Origin of the sequence: Streptomyces spinoverrucosus, from assembly GCF_006539505.1 — a bacterium.
GTDB classification, from domain to species: Bacteria; Actinomycetota; Actinomycetes; order Streptomycetales; family Streptomycetaceae; genus Streptomyces; species Streptomyces spinoverrucosus.
Genome location: NZ_BJND01000004.1, coordinates 223,732 through 244,915, shown reverse-complemented (window position 1 = coordinate 244,915; position 21,184 = coordinate 223,732). Strand labels below are relative to the sequence as shown.

The following is a 21,184-nucleotide window of genomic DNA, read 5'->3' as shown; positions in this document are numbered from 1 at the left end:
CATGGCCGACACCCCCGCCCTCGACCGCATCCGGGTCGGCTCGGCGCCGGACTCCTGGGGCGTCTGGTTCCCCGACGACCCCCAGCAGGTCCCCTGGGAACGCTTCCTCGACGAGGTCGCCGAGGCCGGCTACTCGTGGATCGAGCTGGGCCCCTACGGCTATCTGCCGACAGACCCTGCCCGCCTCACCGACGAGGTGAACAAGCGGAACCTGAAAGTCTCGGCGGGCACGGTATTCACCGGCCTGCACCGCGGCCCGTCCGTCTGGGAGCCCACCTGGGAGCACGTCAGCCAGGTCGCCGCCCTCACCCAGGCCATGGGTGCGGGGCACCTGGTGGTCATCCCGTCGTTCTGGCGCGACGACAAGACCGCCGAGATCCTGGAGCCGCCGGAGTTGACGGCCGAGCAGTGGGCGTACCTGACCAAGGGCATGGAACGCCTCGGGCACGAGGTCAAGGAGACGTACGGACTCGACATCGTCGTGCACCCGCACGCCGACACCCACATCGACACCGAGGACCACGTCGAGCGTTTCCTCGACTCCACCGACTCCGAGCTGGTCAACCTCTGCCTGGACACCGGGCACTACGCCTACTGCGGCGGCGACAGCGTCAAGCTGATCGAGACGTACGGCGAGCGCATCGGCTATCTGCACCTCAAGCAGGTCGACCCCGAGATCCTCGCCGACGTCGTCGCGAACGAGGTGCCGTTCGGGCCGGCCGTGCAGCGCGGCGTGATGTGCGAACCGCCGTCTGGCGTACCGGAGTTGGGGCCGGTCCTCACGGCCGCTCAGGGACTGGGTGTGGAACTGTTCGCGATCGTCGAGCAGGACATGTACCCCTGCGAGCCGGACAAGCCGCTGCCGATCGCGGTCCGCACCCGCAAGTTCCTGCGGTCCTGCGGAGCCTGACGGCCCGTACGGGGTGGGGCAGCGGTCACTGCTCGTCCGCGGGCTGCCTCCGCCCTCGTACCACCAGCACCCCGCCCACGACGGCGAGTACGAAGCCCGCGGCGGCGGCGCCGATCGGTACCGTCCGGCCGACCGCGCGCAGCTGTGCGCTGTCCGCCTTCGCCTTGTCGACCGCGAACTTCTGCGTGTCCGGCGTGTGGCTGAGCTTCTTCACGTCCAGCAGCACCACGGCGTCCTTCTCGGCGCCGGGAGCGCGCAGCGTCTGGCGGGGGCCCAGCTGGGCGTACAGGACACGGCCCGTGGCCTGGTCGACGACCAGTTTGATGCCGTGGTTGGAGTACCACTCCTCGGCGAACACCTGGGAGGCCCCGGGCCGCCCCACGAGCGCGCCCGGCACCTGGCGGGTGCCGATCTTCGTGGGCGGGACGGTGCCCGTGAAGACGTACCCCTGGTAGCCGCGGATCTTCTCGGTGCCCCGGTAGGAGAGGGTGACCGTCGAGCCGAGCTGGCTGTCCCACCAGCGGTACGGGCGTTTCTGCACGTCGAACGGGAACTTCAGGTAGGCCTCGCCCTCGTGGTACGGCTGCTCCTGGCAACAGTGCGCGGGCCGGTTGCTGCGGCGGTCGGTGACCCAGCGGGCGGTCGAGAAGTCCAGCGCGTCGTGCGGGTCGGCGGCGGGCAGCGACTTCTCCGTGTCGACCGTGGTGACCACGTCCCACACCGCGCGACCGCTGCGCTCGCTGTCGCCGACGTCGCCGCGCACCCGCTGGGTGACGGTGATCGGCCGGTCGTGGACCGTCTCGGTCTCCTCGACGTCGAAATAGCTGCCCGTGCCCTTGTAGACGGCGGTCACGTCGATGTCGACCGGGTTCACGGCCGCGCGCGGTTTGACGTACCACGCGAGCATCGGCGCGAGCACGAGCAGGAAGACACCCAGGCCCAGCAGGACCAGGGAGAGGGGCGAGGCGCTACGGCGCATCCGGCACTCCAGGGCTTGGCTGCTCCGGGACCGTAGGCCTTGGCGATACGCCGCGTCTACGCACCTGCGTGACAAACCAGTTGCGGGCACCGCTCATCGGCACGCGACAATGGCGCACACCCCGCGCCGACCCCGGAGGCCCCGTGATCTTCCGCACCCTGGCCGAGTCCGACCTGCCCCGCGTCCTCGCGTTGCTGCCCGCCGGCCAGCTCGGCGTCTGGGCCTCTGCGGACGCCTACCGGGAGGGGCTCGCCAAGGGGGAGTACCGGCCGGAGTGGACGTGGGTCGCGGAGGAGGCCGGTGAGCTGCACGCCGTCGCGCTGTGGTGGGGCAACCCCGGTGACGCGCGGCCCGGCGCGCTCGACACCCTCAGCGCCGTCGCGTCCGACGGGCGGACGGACTTCGCTGCCGGTCTCCTTACGGCGGCCCACGCCACCTTCGAGGGAACGCTCCCGGACTTCCACATACTGCTGCCCGCCGACTGGCGGGAGCGGCCGGACGCCGTCGCCGACCTCGGCTGGCGGCAGGAGGCGGCCCGGCGCGCCGGGCTCACCGTGTCGGTCGAACGGCTGCGCTACGAGTGGACCCGCGAGAGCGGCGTGCCGGCGCCGCCCCGCCGGTTGCGCTTCCGCCACGAGGCCGACGACGAGGTGTTCGTCGACCTGTTCCGCCGGGTCCTCGACGGCACGCTCGACGCCGCGTCACGTGCGGGGGCCGACACGGTGGGCGCTCAGGCGCAGGCCCGGGCCGACGTCGCGTTCTACCGTGACTCGATGCCGGGCGAGCGCTCCTGGTGGCGGGTCGCCGAAGACGCCGACGGCCGCACGGTCGGCTTCGCGCTGCCCTCCCGCAACACCGGCTCGCACGTCGTCGGCTACCTCGGCGTGCTGCCCGAGCAGCGGGGCCACGGCTACGTCGACGACCTGCTCACCGAGATCACCCGCATCCTCGCGGAGGAGGCGGGCGCCGAGGTCGTCCGGGCGGACACGGACCTGCCGAACCGACCGATGGCCGCCGCGTTCGACCGCCTCGGGTACCGGAACTTCGCCCGGCGGTTGGTGCTGTCGGCGCCGTGAGGTTTGCCGTGTGGGGCGGGGTTGCCGATTGCGGGCTCGGCCGGGTGGGTGGGCGCGGTGCGGTGATCCGCGTGCCTTGGGCGGGCGCGGGCGCGGGTGTGTGCCGTGTGGGGCGGGGTGCCGATTGCGGGCACGGTCGGGTGATCCGGGTGTCTTGGGCGGGCGCGGTGCGTGCCGTGTGCGGCAGGGTGCCGATTGCGGGCGCGGCGGGTGATCCGGGTGTCCTGGGCGGGCGCGGCTGCGGTGCGTGTGGGGAGGGCGCCGACTCCGGGCGCGGCCGGGTGGGTGGGTCCGGTGCCGTCGTCCGGGTGTCTCGGCGGGCGCGGGTGCGGGGTGTGTGCGAGATTGCCGACTGAGGGAGGCCGGGCGCGAGTCGCTGTCCCTCACATGTGCCGCTCGGGTACTCGCCCCGGCCTCCCCGCCGTGCCGTCCCACGACCGGGGGTTCGACTCGATGGCCCTGCACCAGACCGGCCGCCCGGCGCCGGGCCCCCTGGACGACGTGTACACGCTGCCCATCAGCGAGCGGTCGCTGCCGAAGTACCGGATGCCCGAGAGCGTGTCCGACGCCCGCGCGGTCCGGGCCCTGATCCACGACGAGCTGAGCCTGGACGGCAACGCCTCGCAGAACCTGGCGACCTTCTGCACCACCTGGGCGGAGCCCGAGGTGCACCAGCTGATGGACGACTGCCTCGGCACGAACATGGTCGACAAGGACGAGTACCCGCAGACCGCCGAGATCGAGAACCGCTGCGTCCATATGCTCGCCGACCTGTGGAACGCCCCGGACGGAGCCACCACCCTCGGCTGCTCCACCACCGGCTCCAGCGAGGCCTGCATGCTCGGCGGCCTCGCCCTGAAGTGGCGCTGGCGCGAACGCCGCCGCGCCGCGGGCCAACCCGCCGACCGGCCCAACCTGGTCGTCGGGCCGGTCCAGGTCTGCTGGGAGAAGTTCGCCCGCTACTTCGACGTGGAGCTGCGCCAAGTCCCACTGGAGGCGGACGCCTTGGGACTGCGCCCGCACCAACTGCGGGAGTACGTCGACGAGAACACCATCGGCGTCGTGGCGATCCTCGGCGTCACCTACACCTGCGTCTACGAGCCCGTCGCCGAGATCGCCGCCGAACTCGACCGCATCCAGGCGGACACCGGCCTCGACATCCCCGTGCACGTCGACGCGGCCGGCGGCGGCTTCGTCGCCCCGTTCCTCCAGCCCGACCTGGTGTGGGACTTCCGGCTGCCCCGCGTCGCCTCCATCAACGTCTCGGGCCACAAGTACGGCATGGCCCCCCTCGGCGTCGGCTGGGTGGTCTGGCGCTCACCCGACCTGCTCCCCGAGGACCTGATCTTCCGCGTCTCCTACCTCGGCGGCGACATGCCCACCTTCGCCCTGAACTTCTCCCGCACCGGCGGCGAGGTGATCGCCCAGTACTACAACCTGCTGCGCCTGGGCCGCGAGGGCTACACGAAGGTGCACGGCGCCTGCGCGGCCACGGCCGGAATGCTGGCCGAACAGGTCACCGCCCTGGGCCCCTTCACCGTCCTCTACGACGGCCACGGCGCCCTGCCCGCCGTGACGTGGACGCTGACCGAGCCCGACGCGAGCCCCTTCACGCTGTACGACGTCACCGACCAGCTGCGCCGCCGCGGCTGGCAGGTCCCCGCGTATCCGCTCGCCCTCGGCCGCGAGGACACCGTCGTGCAGCGCGTCCTGGTCCGGCACGGCACCGGCTACGACAAGATCGCACTCCTCGCGGGCGACCTGCGCACCGCCGTCGGCCGGCTCACCGAGGCGCCGACTGCGGCCGTGGCGCAGCAGCCGGCGTTCCACCACTGAGTCAGACGGCGCGGACCTCCTCGATGCGAACGGGCCGGTGCTCCTGCAACGACAGCGTGCACGCCTCCGCGATCCAGCCCGCCTCCAACGCGTCCGCGACCGTGCACGGCGAGGGCCGGCTGCCCGCGACGACCTCGGTGAACGCGGTGAGTTCGGCGCGGTAGGCCGCGGTGAAGCGGTCCATGAAGAAGTCGTGCGGGGTACCCGCCGGGAAGGTCACGCCGGGCTCCACCGACCGCAGCGGCAGCTTGTCCTCCAGGCCGACGGCGATCGAGTCCGCAAAGCCGTGCAGCTCCATCCGTACGTCGTAACCCCGGCCGTTGTGACGGCTGTTGGAGATCACCGCGATCGTGCCGTCGTCCAGCGTGAGCAGCGCGCCCGTGGTGTCGGCGTCACCCGCCTCCGCGATGTACTGCGCGCCCCGGTTGCCGCCGACGGCGTACACCTCGGTCACCTCGTGGCCCGTCACCCAGCGGATGATGTCGAAGTCGTGCACGGAGCAGTCGCGGAAGATGCCGCCGGAGGCGGCGATGTACGCGGCCGGCGGCGGCGCCGGGTCCAGGGTGGTCGACCGTACGGTGTGCAGCTTGCCCAGCTCTCCGGCGAGCACGGCGTCCCGCGCGGCGACGAACCCGGCGTCGAAGCGGCGGTTGTAGCCGATCTGCACCGGCACGTCCCGGCCCTCGACGGCCTTCAGCACCGCGACGCTTTCGGCGATGGTGCGGGCGACGGGCTTCTCGCAGAACGCGGGCACGCCCGCGTTCACCGCGGCGAGGATGAGGTCGGGATGGGCGTCGGTCGCGGCGGCGATCACCACGCCGTCGATCCCGGCGGCCAGCACGGCCTCGGGCGAGTCGGCGACCTCGGCCCCGAACCGCTCGGCGGCGGCCTTGGCCGCGTCCGCGAACGGGTCGGCGAGGACGAGCGACTCGACCGCGTCGAGTCCGGAGAGGGTTTCGGCGTGGAAGGCGCCGATGCGGCCGAGGCCGAGGATTCCGATGCGCATGGGGTGTGGCTCCTTGAGGTGGGGGTTGTGCAGCGCCCTAGGGGCGCGGGGAACTGCGCGACAAGCCACGACGATGCCGCCAGACGACCGACGACATATCGTGGCAACTCCTTAGTCGAGTCCTCCGAGTACGTTCTGGTCCCAGTCGATCACGGACCCGGTGACCACCCCGGACCGCTCCGACAGCAGGAACACCACGAAGTCGGCGATCTCGTCCGGTTGCCCGAGCTTCCCCATCGGCAGCCGGGCGGCAGCCTCCTGGCGCCAGTCATCCCCGGCGCCGTGGAAGGCGCGCTGCGTGGCGTCCTCGCCCTCGGTCGCGGTCCAGCCGATGTTGAGGCCGTTGATCCGGATCCGGTCCCAGCGGTGGGCGTGCGCGGCGTTGCGGGTCAGCCCGGCGAGTCCGGCCTTGGCGGCGACGTACGGGGCGAGGAACGGCTGCCCGCCGTGCGCCGAGGACGTGATGATGTTGACGATCGTGCCGGGCGCCTCGCGCGCCAGCATGTCCGCGACGGCGGCCTGCATCGCGAAGAACGGCCCCCTGAGGTTGATCGCGATGTGCTGGTCGAACAGCTCGGGCGTGGTGTCCAGCAGCGTGCCCCGGGAGGTCAGGCCCGCGGCGTTGACCAGGCAGTCGATCCGGCCGTACTCGGCGACGGTCCGGGCCACCGCGTCCTTCGCCTGACCGGCGTCCGCGAGGTCGGCCCTGAGGAACACGGCCTTGCCCCCGGCGGCGGTCAGCTCCGCCACCAGTGCCGCACCGGGCTCCGGGCGCCGCCCGGTGACGGCCACGACCGCCCCTTCGCGCACCGCGGCCCGCGCGACGGCCGCGCCGACGCCCTGACTGCCGCCGTTGACGAGGACGACCTTGTCGTCGAGAAGTCCCATGTCGTGCCGTTTCCTTTCAGCTCTCGCGCCGCTCGGCGCCGGCCCGCAGCGCCACTCGGAGCGCCTCGGGGTTCCAGTCCTCGCGCAGCGCCCGCCGTACGACATCCGCCGCGGAAGGCGGGGCCAGTCCGTCGACCGGCGGGTCGTTGTCGAGGTTGGTGGGGAAGGGGTAGCCCTCGGCGCTCGCGGCGATGACGTGGTGCAACCGGTGCTCGTCCCAGCCCTCGGCCCGGCGTTTGAGCAGCACCGGGAAGACGGCGTTCGCGACGGCCTCCCGGTCCACCGTCTCCATCGCGCGCCCGAACGCCGACGACACCTGGAGCAGATTGGCCATGCGCCGCACGTCCCGGGAGCGGTTGGTGCCGGCGGCGTGGAACAGCGCGGGGTTGAAGAAGACGGCGTCGCCCTTGGCGAGCGGAAGCTGGACCTGCCGCTCCTCGAAGTAGGCCCGGAATTCCGGCAGCCGCCAGGCCAGATAGCCGGGCTCGTACGTCTGCGAGTACGGCAGGTACATCGTCGGCCCGGTCTCCACCGGCATGTCGCAGTGCGCCACCGCGCCCTGGAGGGTGAGCACGGGGGAGAGGCGGTGCACATGCGCCGGGTAGGCCGCCGCGGCCTCATTCGACAGGAACCCCAGGTGGTAGTCGCGGTGCGCGGTCTGCGCGGCGCCGCCCGGGTTGACCACGTTGACCTGCGAGGTGACCTGGTAGCCGGGGCCGAGCCAGGCCCCCGACACCAGGGCCAGCACGTCGTTGGCGTAGTAGCCGGCGAACGCCTCCGGGTCGTACAGGGCCGCCTTCTCCAGCGCGTTCCACACCCGGTCGTTGGCGCCCGGCTTGGCGAAGTGGTCACCCGCGGCCGCGCCCGAGGCGCGCTGCTCGGCGATCAGGGCCTCGAACACGGCCGTGACGGCGTCCACGACCGCTAGGTCCGGGAAGGCGGCCCGGAACACCACGATCCCGGGGCCGTCGGAGAGCGCGCGGACCAGCTCGGCCTGGACGCCCCGGCGGTCCGGGGCTGCGCGGAGCCGCTCGCTGTCGTAGACGAGGACGTTCCGCTCGACGGAGGCGGCGCCCGGATAGTCGGCGGCGTCGGTCGTCCGCTCGACGTGGGCCCGGAAGGCGTCGAGGTCGCAGTCCCGCTCGGACAGCCAGGCACCGCGGGGTACGGAGGTGAAGGACATCGGCGTCCTCTCGGTGACGGGATGGCGCAGTGCTGCCACTTCGGTGACGGGGTGGCGCAGCCCTGTCATTCTTGTCAGTACAAACCCCTCGAACAACCAGCAGCTACCCATCAAAAACCCCTCAAGGAGCCGTCCGTGGGCCACCCCTTCCCGATCCGGGAGATCGCACGTCAGGCCGGTCTGAGCGAGGCCACCGTCGACCGGGTCCTCAACGGGCGGGGCGGCGTGCGCGAGAGCACCGCGCAGGAGGTGCGCCGCGCCATCGCCGACCTGGACCGGCAGCGCACCCAGGTCCGGCTGGTCGGCCGTACCTTCATGATCGACATAGTGATGCAGGCGCCGGAGCGGTTCTCCACCGCCGTACGCGCCGCCCTGGAGGCGGAGCTGCCGTCCCTGCACCCGGCCGTCGTTCGCTCGCGGTTCCACTTCCGGGAGACCGGACCGGCCGAGGAACAGGTGCGGACCCTGGACCGGATCGCCCGGCGCGGCTCGCAGGGCGTGGTCCTCAAGGCCCCGGACGTCCCCGAGGTCACCGCCGCCGTGGCCCGGCTGGTCGCGGCGGGCATCCCCGTCGTCACCCTGGTCACCGACCTGCCCGCCAGCGCCCGCCTGGCCTACGTCGGCATCGACAACCGGGCGGCGGGCGCGACCGCCGCGTACCTCATGGGCCAGTGGCTCGGCGACCGCCCCGGCAATGTCCTCACCAGCCTCAGCAGTGGCTTCTTCCGCAACGAGGAGGAGCGTGAGATGGGCTTCCGCGGCGCGATGCGCGCCCGGCACCCGCAGCGCACCCTCGTCGAGATCGCCGAGGGCCAGGGCCTGGACGCCACGCAGTACGACCTCGTCCGCGCCGCCCTGGAACGCGACCCGGACATCCGCGCGGTCTACTCGATCGGTGGCGGCAACATCGCCACCCTGCGCGCCTTCGAGGACATCGGGCGCGAGTGTGCGGTGTTCGTCGCGCACGACCTGGACCACGACAACACCCGCCTGCTGCGCGAGCACCGCCTGTCCGCCGTACTCCACCACGACCTGCGCCAGGACATGCGCGAGGCCTGCCATCTGGTGATGCGCGCACACGGCGCGCTGCCGCCCGCCGGGCCCACCCTGCCGTCCGCGATCCAGGTGGTGACGCCCTACAACATGCCGCCGCAGGCGGCGGCCGTGTAACACTCGCGTCGGGTCGTCCGCTGATCCGCCGTCACCCGCGCGCGTCCACGGTGACCCACGCACCGCTCTTGGCGGACCGCGCCATCGCGTCCAGTACGACGGCACTGTGCACGGCGTCCGACAGCGTGGCCCCGTGCGGGGTGCCCTCGGCGATGGAGCGCAGGAAGCGGTACGCCTCGATGACCTTCAGGTCGTCGTAGCCCATGGCGTTGGCGGCGCCCGGCTGGAAGGCGGCGAACTCGCCGTGGCCCGGGCCGACGTACACCGTGCTCACGGGCTGGTCCTGGTAGGCCGTGCCCCGGCTGATCCCCAGCTCGTTCATGCGCCGGAAGTCCCAGAACACCGCGCCCTTGGTGCCGTGCACCTCGAAGCCGTAGGTGTTCTGCTCGCCGACCGAGACCCGGCAGGCCTCCAGGACACCCCGGGCGCCGGAGGCGAAGCGCAGTAGAGCGCTCACGTAGTCCTCGTTCTCGACGGGGCCGAGTTCGCCGCCGGTGGCACGGGAGTGGCCTGCGGTGGCGCCGGTGGGGCGGGCCCGCTCCGGGACGAAGATCGCCGTGTCGGCGGTGAGCGACGCGATGTCGCCGAGCAGGAAGCGGGCCAGATCGGCGCCGTGCGAGGCCAGATCGCCCAGCACTCCGCTACCGCCGCGCTCCCGCTCGTACCGCCAGGTCAGAGCACCCTCGGGATGCGCCGCGTAGTCGCTGAACAGCCGGATCCGGGCATGCGTGACCGTGCCGAGCTCACCGGAGGCGATCAGCTCGCGGGCGGTCTCCACGGCGGGCGCGTTGCGGTAGTTGAAGCCGACCGCGCCCTGCACACCGGCCTTGGCCACCGCATCGGCGACCGCGCGGGCGTCATCGGCCGTCAGGCCGACCGGCTTCTCGATCCAGATGTGCTTGCCGGCCTCGGCCATCGCCACGCCGATCTCGCGGTGCAGGAAGTTCGGCGCGGTGATGCTGACCGCCCGCACGCACGGGTCGCCGGCCACCTCGCGCCAGTCGCGGGTCGCCGAGGCGAACCCGAACTGCTCGGCGGCCTGCTCGGCCCGGCCCGGCACCTCCTCGGCGACGGTCACCAGTTCCGGACGCAGGGGCAGCTGCGGGTAATGGTGCGGGAGGCGGGCGTAGGCCTGGGTGTGGACCCGGCCCATCCAGCCGAATCCGACGACGGCGACGCCGAGCGTGTCCACCATGAGAGCCCCTCTTTGGACCGTTCCAGAACCTGTCCAGGCCACCCTGGGGTCGCCCTCCGCCGGGTGTCAACCCTTTGACAGCTTGCGACGCCTCATGGAACGGTCCATCCCATGAGAGCGCCGACGATCCGTGACGTGGCCGAACGCGCCGGTGTCTCCAAGTCGCTGGTCTCGCTGGTCCTGCGCGGCTCCGACCAGGTGCGGCCCGAGAAGCGGGAGGCCGTCCTGCGGGCCGTGCGCGAGCTCGGCTACCGGCCGAACGCCGCCGCGCGCAGCCTCAGCGAGCAGCGCACCCGCACGGTCGGCGTCCTCCTGCCCGACCTGCGCAACCCCTGGTACGTCGACCTGCTCGACGGCCTGAACTCCCTGCTGCACGCGGGCGGTCTGCACATGCTGCTCGCCGACGCCCGCCTCAACCGGCGCACCGGCCAGGACCTCACCGGCCCCTTCCAGGACCTCGGCGTCGACGGCCTGGTCGTGGTCGGTACGCTGCCGGATCCGGCGGCGCTCGGGGCGGTCGCCGAGCGGATACCCGTGGTGCTGGCCGGAGCCCGCGAACCCGTGCCGCCCGGGGTGGATGTGGTCGCGGGCGACGACGAGAAGGGCGCGCGGCTCGTCACGGAGCACCTCATCGGCCTCGGCCACCGCCGCATCGCGCACATCGCGGGCTACGGCGCCGTCGGCGACCTGCGGCGGCGCGGCTTCGAGGCGACGATGCGCGAGCACGGCCTGGCCGACCTGGCCGTGGTGGAGCCCAGCGACATGACGGAGGAGGGCGGCTACCGCACCACCGTCCGGCTGCTCAGCCGCCGCGACCGGCCCACCGCCGTCTTCGCGGTCAACGACATCGCCTGCGTCGGCGCGCTGTCGGCGGCCGGGGAGCTGGGGCTGCGCGTCCCGCACGACCTGTCGGTGGCCGGCTACGACAACACGAGCATCGCCCGGCTGCGGCACCTGTGGCTCACCACCGTCGACAACGCGGGCCACGAGGTCGGCCGCCACGCCGCCCGCTGCCTGCTCGACCGGCTGGGGAGGGCCGGGGGAGAGGGGCGGCTGCACCTCGCCGTGCCGACGCTGGAGATCCGCGGCACGACGGGCGCCGTCGGTGGTTGATCGCCTGCGTGATGCGCCGTACGGCCTACAGGTTGATCGCGTACGCCTTGCGCAGCGTCTCGTGCACCGTCCACGTCGTACGGTCGCCCTCGCGCAGTACCGCCATGTCGCCGGGGCCGACGCGCAGGGTGGGCCCGTCCGACACCTCGATCGTCGCCGAGCCACTGATCACCACGAACAGCTCTTCGGCCTCCGTGTCGGTGACGACCCCCGGCGTGATCTGCCAGACGCCCCGGATCTGACGGCCGTCCTCCGACTCCCACACCACCTTCCCGGTCACCTCGGGCGTCCCGGAGACGATCTGCGCCGGGTCGAGGGGCTCCGGTTCGAGCTCGGCGTCGGGGATGTGGAGAGAGAAGCTGTGGTTCATGGGGCCGACCCTAGCCAGGACGTACCGGGTCGGGCTGCCGACAGAGTGTGGTGCGGGGAAGCGGCAGGGCGGACACATCGTCGCGGACGCGAAAACCGGTGGCCGGACGAGGTGTGGCTCGGCACCGATGTGCACACGGCGGCGGAGGCGCGGCGGATGGCCGCGATGGTCCCCGGGGCGACCTCTAACTACCTCCAGAGCCGCAAGGACCCGGTAAGAATTGCCTGGGTGTACTGGCAGGGCAGGTGGCCGGAGGATCCGGACGCCGACCGTTACCCGATGGCCGAGTACGACGGGGTTCAGGTCGTCTTCCACGGCGACGAGGCCCAGATCGGCGAGTGGACCGAGCAGCACACCCAGCTCGGCTAGTGAACCCGACCGGCAGGCCCCCGTCCGCCGCCGCCCTCATCGCCGTACGACCATGCTGAGGGCGTTGGCCGTCACAACGGCCCCGATCCCGGCCCACTCCGCGAGCCCCAGTTCCTGACCGAGGATCGCCCAGCCGACCACCGCGGCGAGCACCGGATTGACGCTCATGAACAGCCCGAACGTCTGGGCCGGCACCCGGCGCAGCGTGAACAGGTCCGCCAGGTACGGCACCGCGGACGCGAGCACCCCGGCCGCCACGGCACAGCCCAGCGCCTGCGCGGTCGGCGGATGGCGGACCGCCACCAGCACGCCGACCGGCAGGAACAGCAGCGCCGACACCCCGGCCGCCGCTGCGGCCCCCTGCGCCCCGGGCAGCCGTTGGCCAACGATGCGGTTGAGCAGGATGTACGACGCCCAGCAGGCGGCCGCCAGCAGGGCGAAGCCCATGCCGACGTAGTCCGCCGAGGGCTGGGGGCGCATCAGGACCACCACGCCCGCCCCCGCGATCAGCGCACAGCACGCGTCCAGCCGACGGCGGGCGGCGACCAGGGCGATGACCAGCGGTCCCAGGAACTCCAGGGTCACGGCGAGACCGAGGCCGACGCGGTCGACGGCGGTGTAGAGGCTGAGGTTCATCGTGCCGAACACCACCGCGAGCAGCAGCACAGGCCACCACTGCCGCCAGGTGAACTCCCGCACGCGCGGCCTGCCCACGGCCAGCAGTACGGCGGCGGCCACATACTGGCGCACCGCCACGACACCGACGGGTCCGAGGGCCGGGAAGGCCAGCGCGCCGACGGCCGCGCCGACCTGGTTGGACAGACCGCTGCCGGCCATGGTGACCACCCCGGCCAGTCGTCCTGGGGCCGGTACGTGCGGGCGGGGACGCGCGGGCAGCGCGCGTGCGGGAGCAGTTCGCATGCGCCGATCGTGCGCGCGGGCAGTGATTGCGCAAAATGAATGAGGCGCGGCATCTATACGCTGGCCGCATGGATGTGGAACTCCGGCAGCTGCGCTGTCTGGTCGCGATCGTCGACGAGGGCACGTTCACCGACGCGGCCCACTCTCTGGGCGTCTCCCAGGCGGCCGTCTCCCGCACCCTGGCCTCCCTCGAACGGGCCCTGGGGGTACGGCTGTTGCGGCGTACGTCCCGAGAGGTGGCGCCGACGGCCACCGGGCTGCGGGTGGTGGCGCACGCCCGGCGGGTGCTCGCGGAGGTCGACGACCTCGTGGGCGAGGCCACCTCCGGGCACGTCCGGCTGCGGATCGGTTACGCCTGGGCGGCCCTCGGCCGGCACACCCTGCCCTTCCAGCGTCGCTGGAGCGCCGCCCATCCGGAGACGGAACTGCACCTGGTGCGGGCCAACTCACCCACGGCCGGGCTGCTGGAGGGCAGTTGTGATCTCGCGGTGGTGCGCTGGGCGGTGGACGAGCGGCGCTTCGACTCCGCCATCGTGGGACTGGAGCGACGGCTGTGCGCGCTGGCCGCCGACGATCCGTTGGCCCGCCGCCGCGCGGTACGGCTCGCCGAACTGGCCGGGCGCACCCTCCTGATCGACCGCCGCACCGGCACCACCACGCCCGAGCTGTGGCCTGCCGACGCCCGACCGGTCATCCAGGAGACCCGTGACGTCGACGACTGGCTCACCGTGATCGCCACCGGCCGGTGCATCGGCGTCACGGCCGAGTCCACCGCCCACCAGTACCGGCGCCCCGGTGTCGTCTACCGGCCGGTGCGCGACGCCGAGCCGGTCGCCGTACGGCTGATCTGGTGGCGCGACGACCCGCATCCCGGCACGCAGGCCGTGATTGAACTGGTCTCCGCGCTGTACCGCACGCAATAAGGCAAACAAAATTATTGACAAGTTCGATGTGACCCGGGCGAGCATTCGGGCGGCGCTGATCGATCTGGAGGCACAGGGCCTGGTCGAGCGGATCCGCAACCGCGGCTCGCGGGTGCGGGTGGTGACCGTGGACGAAGCGGTCGCCATCACGGAGTGCCGCATGGTCCTGGAAGGACTGTGCGCGGCGAAGGCGGCCGTCGCGGCAACCGACGAGCAGTTGGACGAACTGACCGACCTTGGTACGGCCATGACCAAGGCGGTCGCCGACGGTGAGCCGATGACGTACTCCGACCTCAATCATGAACTGCACGCCCGGATCCGGGAGTTCTCCGGCCAGCGCACGGCCGTGGAGCTGCTGGAGCGGCTCAACGCCCAACTGGTGCGCCACCGCCTCCAGCTGGCGCTCCGGCCGGGGCGTCCACAGCAGTCCCTGAACGAGCATCTGGCCATGATCGAGGCGATGAGGGCCAGGGACCCGCAGGCGGCCGAGGCGGCCGTCCGCGCCCACCCCGCAGGCGTGATCGATGCGTTGCGTGACTGATGCGTTGCGCGACTGACGCGCGCGGGGCGGGCGTCCACCTGTCCAACGCCGGGGACTTCGTCTGGCGGGCGGGCGGGGCCTCGCCCTGGCCGCGTCGCGCGGTGAGTCCGCAAAGGCGTGGCGCGAGGGCAAGCAACTGGACGAGATCAAGGCGATCCGCCGGGACGAGGCCGAGCGCGCCGCCACCCTCGGCGCCGAGGTCCGCTTCCTCGACGCCGGCGACTACCAGACCCTGCTGTACTGGCTGGCCTCCTTCGGCGGACTGCTCCTCGTATACGGCGTCGCCACCTGGCTGCCTACCCTGATGCGCGGCGAGAGCTACGAGCTGGGCTCCGCGCTGACCTTCGTCGTCCTGTTCAACCTCGGCGGCATTGTGGGCATGCTGCTCGCCGGTCGGGCCGCCGACAGCTTCGGCGCCCCGCGCATCTCGGCGATCTGGTTCGCGCTGACCGTCCCCTGTGTCTTCCTGCTCAGCGTCCACATGCCGCCGGCGGTGACCATGACGCTGGTTTTCCTGTCCGAGGTGTTCCTCAACAGCGCCCAGACCATGATCTACGCGATCTTCATCGGCGCGGCCGCGCTGCGCGGTGCGAGGAAGGCGCCGTCCGGCAGCGCGGCGCAGGAGTTGGCCGGCACGCACTGACCGGGGCGAGGCAGGGACCTCCGGGCAGCGCGTCCAGCATCACGTAAGGTCCTGGCACATGCCAGGAGAGAGCAGGGGAATGGAAGAAGGCAGAGACCGGCGGATTCGCCGCCGCCACGCTGACCGGTGCCGGCGTGGCCGCGCTGCCGGCAGTGACGGTGGTCCTCGGATATCTGAACGAGGCCGACGCACCCTGGTGGGTGATGGTCACTGTAGTCCCCGTGATGGCCGGGCTCGGCGCCTGGGCCGGGACGAGCATCGGCCGCCGGCGGGGCATCCGCGACGCGGCCTTGGAGCCGGGGGAGATGGTGCTCGGCACCTACACGGTCCAGCCCCCGTACACCGAGCACGTCCCGCCGGACCTCCACCAGGGCCCGCAGTATCAGATCCGCGTGACCACGCAAGGGATCCAGCTCTGGGAACGCTCCGTCCTGCTGTGGCGATACCCCTGGCCGGAACTGCGCGTGCTCGTCGACGGCCCTCGGCTGCGCCTGCACCACGAGGGCCGCGAGGCGGGGACCATGCTGCTGACGCAGGCGGGCGCCGTCCACGAGATCCGGGCCCTCGCCCGGCGGCACGGGGCGGGCTGACTCCCGACCCCTAGACGCGCGTCAGCTCCGCCGCCCCGAACGACACGTCGAACCGGTCGCACCAGATGCTCACACTGGTGAAGGCGGCCGGATCGACACCCGCAGGGACCGTGTAGTTCTGGTCCCCCTTGTTTCCCTTGAGTCGTCCCAGGCTTTCGTACGCCCCGTCGTCGAACACATGCCACCCCGCCCGGCCCTCCTTCACCGGCGCGTCCGTCAGCCACACCCGCAGGTCCGGGCCATTGCTGGTGTTGAGGCCCGTCAGCCGCAGCACATGCGAGCCGTCGGGAAGCCGCAGCAGGCTCACCGTGCCGGACGTGGCGTGCTCATGGCTGATCAGCTCCCCGCGCGCGACCGTCACCGGCCCCGGGGGAGTGGGTGTGCCGGAACCGCTGTCCGCAACCGGCGCCTCCGGAGCGTCGGCCGCGACCGGTGGCGCCGCGGGCGCCGCCTCCTGCACGGTCTCGTCCACCCACAACTTCCACGGCTGGAACCAGTACAGCCCCACCCCGACGACCACCAGCGCGACGACCGCACTCACCGACACCCAGAGCCTGCGCGGCATCCCCATCCCCGTCTCCTTCCGTTCCTGGCCGAAGCCATTCAAGACACCCCGGGCGACCGACCGCGAGCCTCGAGCGGATGACGGAATTCTTACGGTGACCCGCACCAGCCCATCAATCAGCCGTCGCTTATATAAGCAGCACGTGATACGTTTCCGTCATGCACGCCTTCGATGTGCTCGGCGACCCCGTCCGTCGCCGCATCCTGGAGCTGCTGGCCGACGGCGAGATGACCTCCGGGGCGGTCAGCGATGTCATCCGGGAGGAGTTCGGGATATCCCAGCCCGGGGTCTCGCAGCATCTGAAGGTGCTGCGGGAGAACGGTTTCGCGACGGTCCGCCCCGAGGGCACCCGGCGCCTGTACGCGGTGAACTCCGAACCACTGCGGGACATCGACGCCTGGCTCGACCGGTTCCGCCGCTTCTGGACCCCACGCCTGGACGCCCTGGCCACCGAGCTGGCCCGTGGCAAACGCGAGCGCCGGCTGCGCGGCGCCGACGACCCACCGAGGAGCACCACATGATCGACGTCACCCATCAGATCAACTCCGTGAGCCGCCAGGTCGGCAAGCGCGTCTTCAAGGCCGGTGAGGCCCGCGTGGTCACGGTGAGCCAGACCTACGACGCCTCGCTCGACGACGTCTGGGACGCCTGCACCAACGCCGAGCGCCTGCCCCGCTGGTTCGCGCCGGTCACCGGCGAACTCCGGCTCGGCGGCCGCTACCAGGTGCAGGGCAACGCCTCGGGCACCATCGAGCGCTGCGACCCGCCCAAGGGCTTCTTCGCGACCTGGGAGTTCGGCGGCGACGTCAGCTGGATCGAGCTGCGCCTCACGCCCGAGGGCGACGAGCGCACCCGCTTCGCGCTGGAGCACGTCGCCCACGTCGACGACGAGCGGTGGGCGCAGTTCGGGCCCGGCGCGGTCGGCGTCGGCTGGGACCTGGCGGTCATGGGACTCGCCACCCACCTGTCCTCCGGCGCGGCCGTCGACCCCGCCGAGGCCGAGGCCTGGGCGACCTCGGAGGAGGGCATCCGCTTCATCACCCTCAGCAGCGAGGGCTGGTACGCCGCGACCGTGGCGTCCGGCGAGGCGGAGCAGGCGGCACGCGAGGCGGCGGACCGCACCACCGCGTTCTACACGGGCGCGGGGGAGCAGGGCACCGGCGAGTAACGAGCCCCCGCGCCGTATGAGGTAGGGTTTACCTGCGTGTTCACCCGGAACCCCGGGTGTCGGAGCACCGGGACGTGGCGCAGCTTGGTAGCGCACTTGACTGGGGGTCAAGGGGTCGCAGGTTCAAATCCTGTCGTCCCGACGGTGCGGAAAAAGGGCCTTCGCCGGTGGTAGCCGGTGAAGGCCCTTCGCATGTCACCGGGCGCGCCTGCCGCGCAGCAGTCGCCACAGGACCCAGGCCTGGGCCAGGCCGCCGGCGGTCAGCAGCGCGACGTACGCCTCCGGCGAGGCGGGTATCGCCAGTAGCGGAATCGACAGGGGCAGGGTCAGGAGGATGAGCCATATCCCGCCTATGCCGGGGTCGCCCACCAGGACCAGCGTGCCGAGCCAGGCGGCGACGCCGACGACGAGCGTGGCGTAGCCACCGGCCACGAGCAGGGCCACGTCTCCGCGGGTGTACAGACCGGCGGTCTGCCGGGGCGAACGCATGGGGGACTCCTTCGGTACCGGACTGTGTAGTCCAGGAGTACCCCTGCTCGGTGCCGTGAGGCCCGTGTGCAGCTACTCAACCGGGCTGAGTACGCGTACTCACGGAATGGCGTGGTCGGAGCCCGTCTCCCTCCCCCGAAGGTGACGGGCCCCGACCGCTCCCCCGGTGCCGGACTGTGGTCCAGGCGTCCGTGTGGCGCGGGGCCCCGCGGTCACCAGCACATGACCGCTGTCTCGCCCGGACCCCACGAGGAGTACAGGCGCACACGAACGAAGTAGCGGCGGCCCTTGACGAGCCGGGCCCGGACAGTGGCGTTGTCGGGGGAGCCTCCGTCGTCCTGTCCGGCCAGGTAGCGGGGTTCGCCGTCCCGCTCCTCGAAGACCACGACGACGGTGTCGCTGTCGCCGAAGGTGCCCACCGTGTACGTGCGGGTCTCCGGCGGCTCGACGGTGAAGTCGGCCTGCTCACCCGGCCGCAGACCGAGCGGCGCCGAGCGGAACGGCACCAGCGCTGGCGGCCGCGTCGGCTCGGCCGGCGGATACCAGCGCAGTACGAACTCCTTGTCCAGGGCGGAGAGCGTGCCGAGCGGGTTCAGTCCCGCGCGGAACTGCTCGGGCTCCAGGATCAGCCCCGGTGGGAAGGAGTACTCCATGATCGACTGCGGGTCCCAGACGGAGCCGTTGACCTCGTCCGGGTCGAGCTTGCGCAGGATGTTGAAATAGGTCCGGTCGCGGTTCCAGAAGTTTGGCGGGCCCGCCAACTCGTCGTAGACGGCCTCGTCGTCCCAGTGGATACCGGCGAACGGGCTCTGGTGCTCGTGCAGCATCCCGAGCGCGTGCCCGATCTCGTGCAGGGCCGTGCCACGCTCGCCGGGCTCCGTCAGGTCCCAGCCGAAGTTCATCGTGCGTTCGTTCAGGCCGACCTGGAGCGCGTCCCTGCCCACGGTCGACCACGAGCCGTCGCCCAGCTGGAAGCCGATCCGCAGCTCGGCCTCCGTCCGGTCGTCGACCTCGGTGAAGGTGACACCGATGCCCAGGCCCTGCCACTCCTCGAAGCACTCACGGACGACGTCCTGCTGCTCCTTGGCACCACCCCACGGCACCCGCCGGGTCTCCGCGGTCCCCGGGACGGGGATGACGGAGCCGTCGGCGTCGCCGTCGAAGAAGTAGTAGTGCAGCACGGTGCCGTTGACCCACATGCGGTGGCCGCCGATGAGCGCACTGAGCCGCTCGGCGGTCAGCCCCGGTGCGAAGACGGGGGCCGACGCCTGCACGAGGGAGCAGTAGCGTCCGGGCATGCGCACAGACTGCCGTCGGCCGCACCCGGGGCGCCTGAGTCGGGGGCTACTCAAGTCGCCCTGTATCAGGGTTGAGTAGTGGCGCTCTTGTTCACGTGATGACTTACGAACAGGACGCGAAGACCCTGGAGCTGCCCTGGCCGTTCACCGGGCGGGAGGACGAACTCGACCTGGTGCGCCGCTCGCTGACCGCAGGCCGCCACGGCATCGTGGTGACCGGGCCCGTCGGATACGGCAAGACCCGCCTGGCCACCGAGGCCGTCCGCGGCACCGACTGCACCAGGGCCGCCGGAACGCCCGAGACCCGGCAGATCCCCTTCGCCGCGTTCGCCCACCTGCTGCCCGAGCGGGTCACCCTCCACCGGGCGATGCAACTGCTGTCCGGTGTACGGATGTTGCTGGTCGACGACGCGCACCTGCTCGACGACGCCTCCGCCGCCCTGGTGCACCAGCTCGCCGTGCACGGCCGCACCCGCCTGCTGGTCGTGGCCACCGACGGCGCGCCCGTGCCCGGCGCGATCTCCCGGCTGTGGACCGGCGAACTGCTGCCCCGGCTCGCCCTCGAACCGCTGCCCGCCGAGGAGACGGCCCCGCTGCTTGCCGCGGGCGCGGGCGGCCCGCTGGAGCCGCTCACCGCCAACCGGCTGCACCGCCTGTGCCAGGGCGACCTGCGACTGCTGCGCGACCTGCTCGGCGCGCTGCGCGACGGCGGGCTGCTCACCCGTGTCGACGGCACGGACGAACGGGCCTGGCGCGGGCCGGTGCCGGTCACCCCGACGGTCCGCGAACGCATCGCCCCCGCCCTCGACCGCATCGCCCCCGACGAGCGCGAGACCCTCCACCGCCTCGCCTTCGCCGAACCCCTCCCGCTGCCCATGGACGCCGTCGACCTCGGCATCCTCGAACGGCTCGAATACGACGCCCTGATCCGCATCGACGACCACGGCGGCGTCCACCTCGCCCACCCCCTGCTCGGCCCCGCCCTGCGAGCCACGGCCGGAAAGCTGCGCGCCCGGCGCCTGGCGGGCACGCCGGACCGCTGCGATGCCGCCCTGGCCGCGGAACAGGCGGCGCTGCTGCGGCGCATCGAGCAGGCCGACGTACGCCCGCTGGCCACACCCGTGGGGGAGTGGCTCGCGGCCGACGGCGCCGCGGTGCCGGCCGGGTACGCCGCCGCGCGGGCACGGTTCGCGCGGTTGCGGGGAGAGCTGCGGGAGGCCGCGGCATGGGCCCGGGAAGGGCTGCGCGGCGCGGCCGATGACGCGCCCTGCCGTACCGAACTCGCCCTCGCGGCGGCCCAGTCGGGTGAGGTGACGACTCCCGGGGAAGCCGAGGTGAACGGCGCCGTCGCCGTCTGGGCGGCGGCCGCGCGCGGCGACCTCGACCGGGCGCTGGCGGCGGTCGACGCGGACACTGCGTACGACGTGGGCCGTGCGTACGACGCGGACACTGCGTACGACGCGGACTGCGCCTACGACGCCGTACGCCTCGGTGCGCCGGAGCGCGCCACCGGCCGCCTGCGCGGCGTCTTCGCCGAGCACGCCGACGCGCTCGCCCGCGGCGACGGGCCCGCCCTGGACCGGGCGGCCGAACGGCTTCAGGAGCGCGGATTCCTGCTGTTCGCCGCCGAGGCGCACGCCCAGGCGGTACGGGCACACCGCGACCCGCGCGCGGCGCGAACCTCACGCACGCGCGCGGTGGCCCTGGCCCGACGCTGCCAGTCCGCCCGTACCCCGGCCCTCTCCGGCCTCGCCTTCGGCGAACTCACCGCCCGCCAGCGCCAGATCGTCACCCTCGCCGCGGCAGGCCTCAGCAACCGCCAGATCGCCGAACAGCTCACCCTCTCCGTACGCACGGTCGGCAACCACCTCTACAGCGCCTACGCCCGCCTCGGAGCCGGGGACCGGGCCGCTCTGCCCTGGCTGGTGGAACAGCCGGCGTAAATGCCGGG

General features: G+C 72.3%; 23 protein-coding genes and 1 tRNA gene. 14 read left to right on the top strand and 10 right to left on the bottom strand.

Translation table 11 applies throughout. The annotated features are described in order from the left end of the window. Window position 1 precedes the first annotated feature (1 nt). Window positions 2-910, top strand: a complete 909-nt coding sequence (locus SSP24_RS02725; RefSeq protein WP_141307090.1) for a sugar phosphate isomerase/epimerase family protein — start codon at window positions 2-4, stop codon at window positions 908-910. A gap of 25 nt (window positions 911-935) precedes the next feature. On the opposite strand, the gene pgfA is transcribed toward SSP24_RS02725, so the two are convergent. Further along, window positions 936-1,889, bottom strand: a complete 954-nt coding sequence (pgfA, locus tag SSP24_RS02720; protein ID WP_141307089.1) for a cell envelope lipid trafficking protein PgfA — start codon at window positions 1,887-1,889, stop codon at window positions 936-938. 143 nt (window positions 1,890-2,032) lie between these two features. Here pgfA and SSP24_RS02715 point away from each other — a divergent pair, with 143 nt between their 5' ends. Together SSP24_RS02715 and gad are read left to right on the top strand one after the other, a co-directional pair. Continuing rightward, window positions 2,033-2,965, top strand: coding sequence for a GNAT family N-acetyltransferase (locus tag SSP24_RS02715; RefSeq protein ID WP_141307088.1), 933 nt, complete (start codon window positions 2,033-2,035; stop codon window positions 2,963-2,965). A gap of 453 nt (window positions 2,966-3,418) precedes the next feature. Then, window positions 3,419-4,801, top strand: a complete 1,383-nt coding sequence (gad, locus tag SSP24_RS02710; RefSeq protein WP_141307133.1) for a glutamate decarboxylase — start codon at window positions 3,419-3,421, stop codon at window positions 4,799-4,801. A gap of 1 nt (window position 4,802) precedes the next feature. Here the strand turns inward: gad and SSP24_RS02705 are convergent, their stop codons facing one another. The 3 genes from SSP24_RS02705 to SSP24_RS02695 form a co-directional block, all read right to left on the bottom strand. After that, on the bottom strand, window positions 4,803-5,807 hold the full coding sequence (locus tag SSP24_RS02705; protein ID WP_141307087.1) for a Gfo/Idh/MocA family protein: 1,005 nt from the start codon (window positions 5,805-5,807) through the stop codon (window positions 4,803-4,805). Window positions 5,808-5,918: 111 nt separating this feature from the next. Beyond that, window positions 5,919-6,695, bottom strand: a complete 777-nt coding sequence (locus SSP24_RS02700; RefSeq protein WP_141307086.1) for an SDR family oxidoreductase — start codon at window positions 6,693-6,695, stop codon at window positions 5,919-5,921. A 16-nt stretch (window positions 6,696-6,711) separates the two neighbouring features. Beyond that, on the bottom strand, window positions 6,712-7,878 hold the full coding sequence (locus SSP24_RS02695; RefSeq protein WP_141307132.1) for a phytanoyl-CoA dioxygenase family protein: 1,167 nt from the start codon (window positions 7,876-7,878) through the stop codon (window positions 6,712-6,714). Window positions 7,879-8,013: 135 nt separating this feature from the next. Between SSP24_RS02695 and SSP24_RS02690 the strand changes: the two genes are divergently transcribed. Continuing rightward, a complete protein-coding gene (locus SSP24_RS02690) occupies window positions 8,014-9,048 on the top strand; it encodes a LacI family DNA-binding transcriptional regulator (RefSeq protein WP_141307085.1) in 1,035 nt (344 codons plus the stop codon). 31 nt (window positions 9,049-9,079) lie between these two features. Here SSP24_RS02690 and SSP24_RS02685 read toward each other — a convergent pair whose 3' ends face one another. Then, window positions 9,080-10,243: a Gfo/Idh/MocA family protein gene (locus SSP24_RS02685; RefSeq protein ID WP_141307084.1), complete on the bottom strand. Its 1,164-nt coding sequence runs from the start codon at window positions 10,241-10,243 to the stop codon at window positions 9,080-9,082. A gap of 111 nt (window positions 10,244-10,354) precedes the next feature. On the opposite strand from SSP24_RS02685, the gene SSP24_RS02680 reads away from it, so the two are divergent. Next, window positions 10,355-11,356 (top strand): LacI family DNA-binding transcriptional regulator, encoded by a 1,002-nt coding sequence (locus SSP24_RS02680; protein ID WP_141307083.1) that lies wholly within the window; start codon window positions 10,355-10,357, stop codon window positions 11,354-11,356. A gap of 25 nt (window positions 11,357-11,381) precedes the next feature. Here the strand turns inward: SSP24_RS02680 and SSP24_RS02675 are convergent, their stop codons facing one another. Beyond that, window positions 11,382-11,726, bottom strand: a complete 345-nt coding sequence (locus tag SSP24_RS02675; protein WP_141307082.1) for a cupin domain-containing protein — start codon at window positions 11,724-11,726, stop codon at window positions 11,382-11,384. 111 nt (window positions 11,727-11,837) lie between these two features. On the opposite strand from SSP24_RS02675, the gene SSP24_RS02670 reads away from it, so the two are divergent. Beyond that, window positions 11,838-12,095 carry a hypothetical protein gene (locus SSP24_RS02670; protein ID WP_141307081.1) on the top strand — a complete coding sequence of 86 codons (258 nt, stop codon included), beginning with the start codon at window positions 11,838-11,840 and terminating at the stop codon, window positions 12,093-12,095. 36 nt (window positions 12,096-12,131) lie between these two features. Here SSP24_RS02670 and SSP24_RS02665 read toward each other — a convergent pair whose 3' ends face one another. Continuing rightward, window positions 12,132-13,016, bottom strand: coding sequence for an EamA family transporter (locus SSP24_RS02665; RefSeq protein ID WP_141307080.1), 885 nt, complete (start codon window positions 13,014-13,016; stop codon window positions 12,132-12,134). A 68-nt stretch (window positions 13,017-13,084) separates the two neighbouring features. Here SSP24_RS02665 and SSP24_RS02660 point away from each other — a divergent pair, with 68 nt between their 5' ends. From SSP24_RS02660 to SSP24_RS02645, 4 genes are all read left to right on the top strand, one after another. Next, entirely contained in the window at window positions 13,085-13,939 is an 855-nt protein-coding gene (locus SSP24_RS02660; protein ID WP_141307079.1) for a LysR family transcriptional regulator, read from the top strand. Beyond that, window positions 13,905-14,480 (top strand): GntR family transcriptional regulator, encoded by a 576-nt coding sequence (locus SSP24_RS02655; RefSeq protein ID WP_141307078.1) that lies wholly within the window; start codon window positions 13,905-13,907, stop codon window positions 14,478-14,480. The genes SSP24_RS02660 and SSP24_RS02655 overlap by 35 nt, the downstream gene beginning before the upstream one ends. A gap of 61 nt (window positions 14,481-14,541) precedes the next feature. Continuing rightward, window positions 14,542-15,123: an MFS transporter gene (locus SSP24_RS02650; RefSeq protein WP_373866234.1), complete on the top strand. Its 582-nt coding sequence runs from the start codon at window positions 14,542-14,544 to the stop codon at window positions 15,121-15,123. A 134-nt stretch (window positions 15,124-15,257) separates the two neighbouring features. Next, the gene (locus SSP24_RS02645) at window positions 15,258-15,713 is read left to right on the top strand and encodes a hypothetical protein (protein ID WP_229864785.1); all 456 of its coding nucleotides are present in this window, start codon (window positions 15,258-15,260) and stop codon (window positions 15,711-15,713) included. A 10-nt stretch (window positions 15,714-15,723) separates the two neighbouring features. Here the strand turns inward: SSP24_RS02645 and SSP24_RS02640 are convergent, their stop codons facing one another. Then, entirely contained in the window at window positions 15,724-16,278 is a 555-nt protein-coding gene (locus SSP24_RS02640; RefSeq protein ID WP_141307074.1) for a DM13 domain-containing protein, read from the bottom strand. A gap of 158 nt (window positions 16,279-16,436) precedes the next feature. On the opposite strand from SSP24_RS02640, the gene SSP24_RS02635 reads away from it, so the two are divergent. From SSP24_RS02635 to SSP24_RS02625, 3 genes are all read left to right on the top strand, one after another. Beyond that, entirely contained in the window at window positions 16,437-16,799 is a 363-nt protein-coding gene (locus SSP24_RS02635; RefSeq protein ID WP_141307072.1) for an ArsR/SmtB family transcription factor, read from the top strand. After that, on the top strand, window positions 16,796-17,446 hold the full coding sequence (locus tag SSP24_RS02630) for an SRPBCC family protein (RefSeq protein WP_141307070.1): 651 nt from the start codon (window positions 16,796-16,798) through the stop codon (window positions 17,444-17,446). The genes SSP24_RS02635 and SSP24_RS02630 overlap by 4 nt, the downstream gene beginning before the upstream one ends. 68 nt (window positions 17,447-17,514) lie before the next feature. Beyond that, window positions 17,515-17,588, top strand: a tRNA-Pro gene (locus SSP24_RS02625). 53 nt (window positions 17,589-17,641) lie between these two features. Here SSP24_RS02625 and SSP24_RS02620 read toward each other — a convergent pair. Beyond that, window positions 17,642-17,935 (bottom strand): SCO4225 family membrane protein, encoded by a 294-nt coding sequence (locus SSP24_RS02620; protein ID WP_141307068.1) that lies wholly within the window; start codon window positions 17,933-17,935, stop codon window positions 17,642-17,644. Window positions 17,936-18,147: 212 nt separating this feature from the next. Beyond that, complete coding sequence (absR1, locus tag SSP24_RS02615; protein ID WP_141307066.1) at window positions 18,148-19,233, bottom strand: beta-glucuronidase AbsR1; 1,086 nt, start codon at window positions 19,231-19,233, stop codon at window positions 18,148-18,150. A 98-nt stretch (window positions 19,234-19,331) separates the two neighbouring features. On the opposite strand from absR1, the gene SSP24_RS02610 reads away from it, so the two are divergent. Continuing rightward, entirely contained in the window at window positions 19,332-21,176 is a 1,845-nt protein-coding gene (locus SSP24_RS02610; RefSeq protein ID WP_141307064.1) for a LuxR family transcriptional regulator AbsR2, read from the top strand. The last annotated feature ends 8 nt before the right edge of the window (window positions 21,177-21,184 follow it).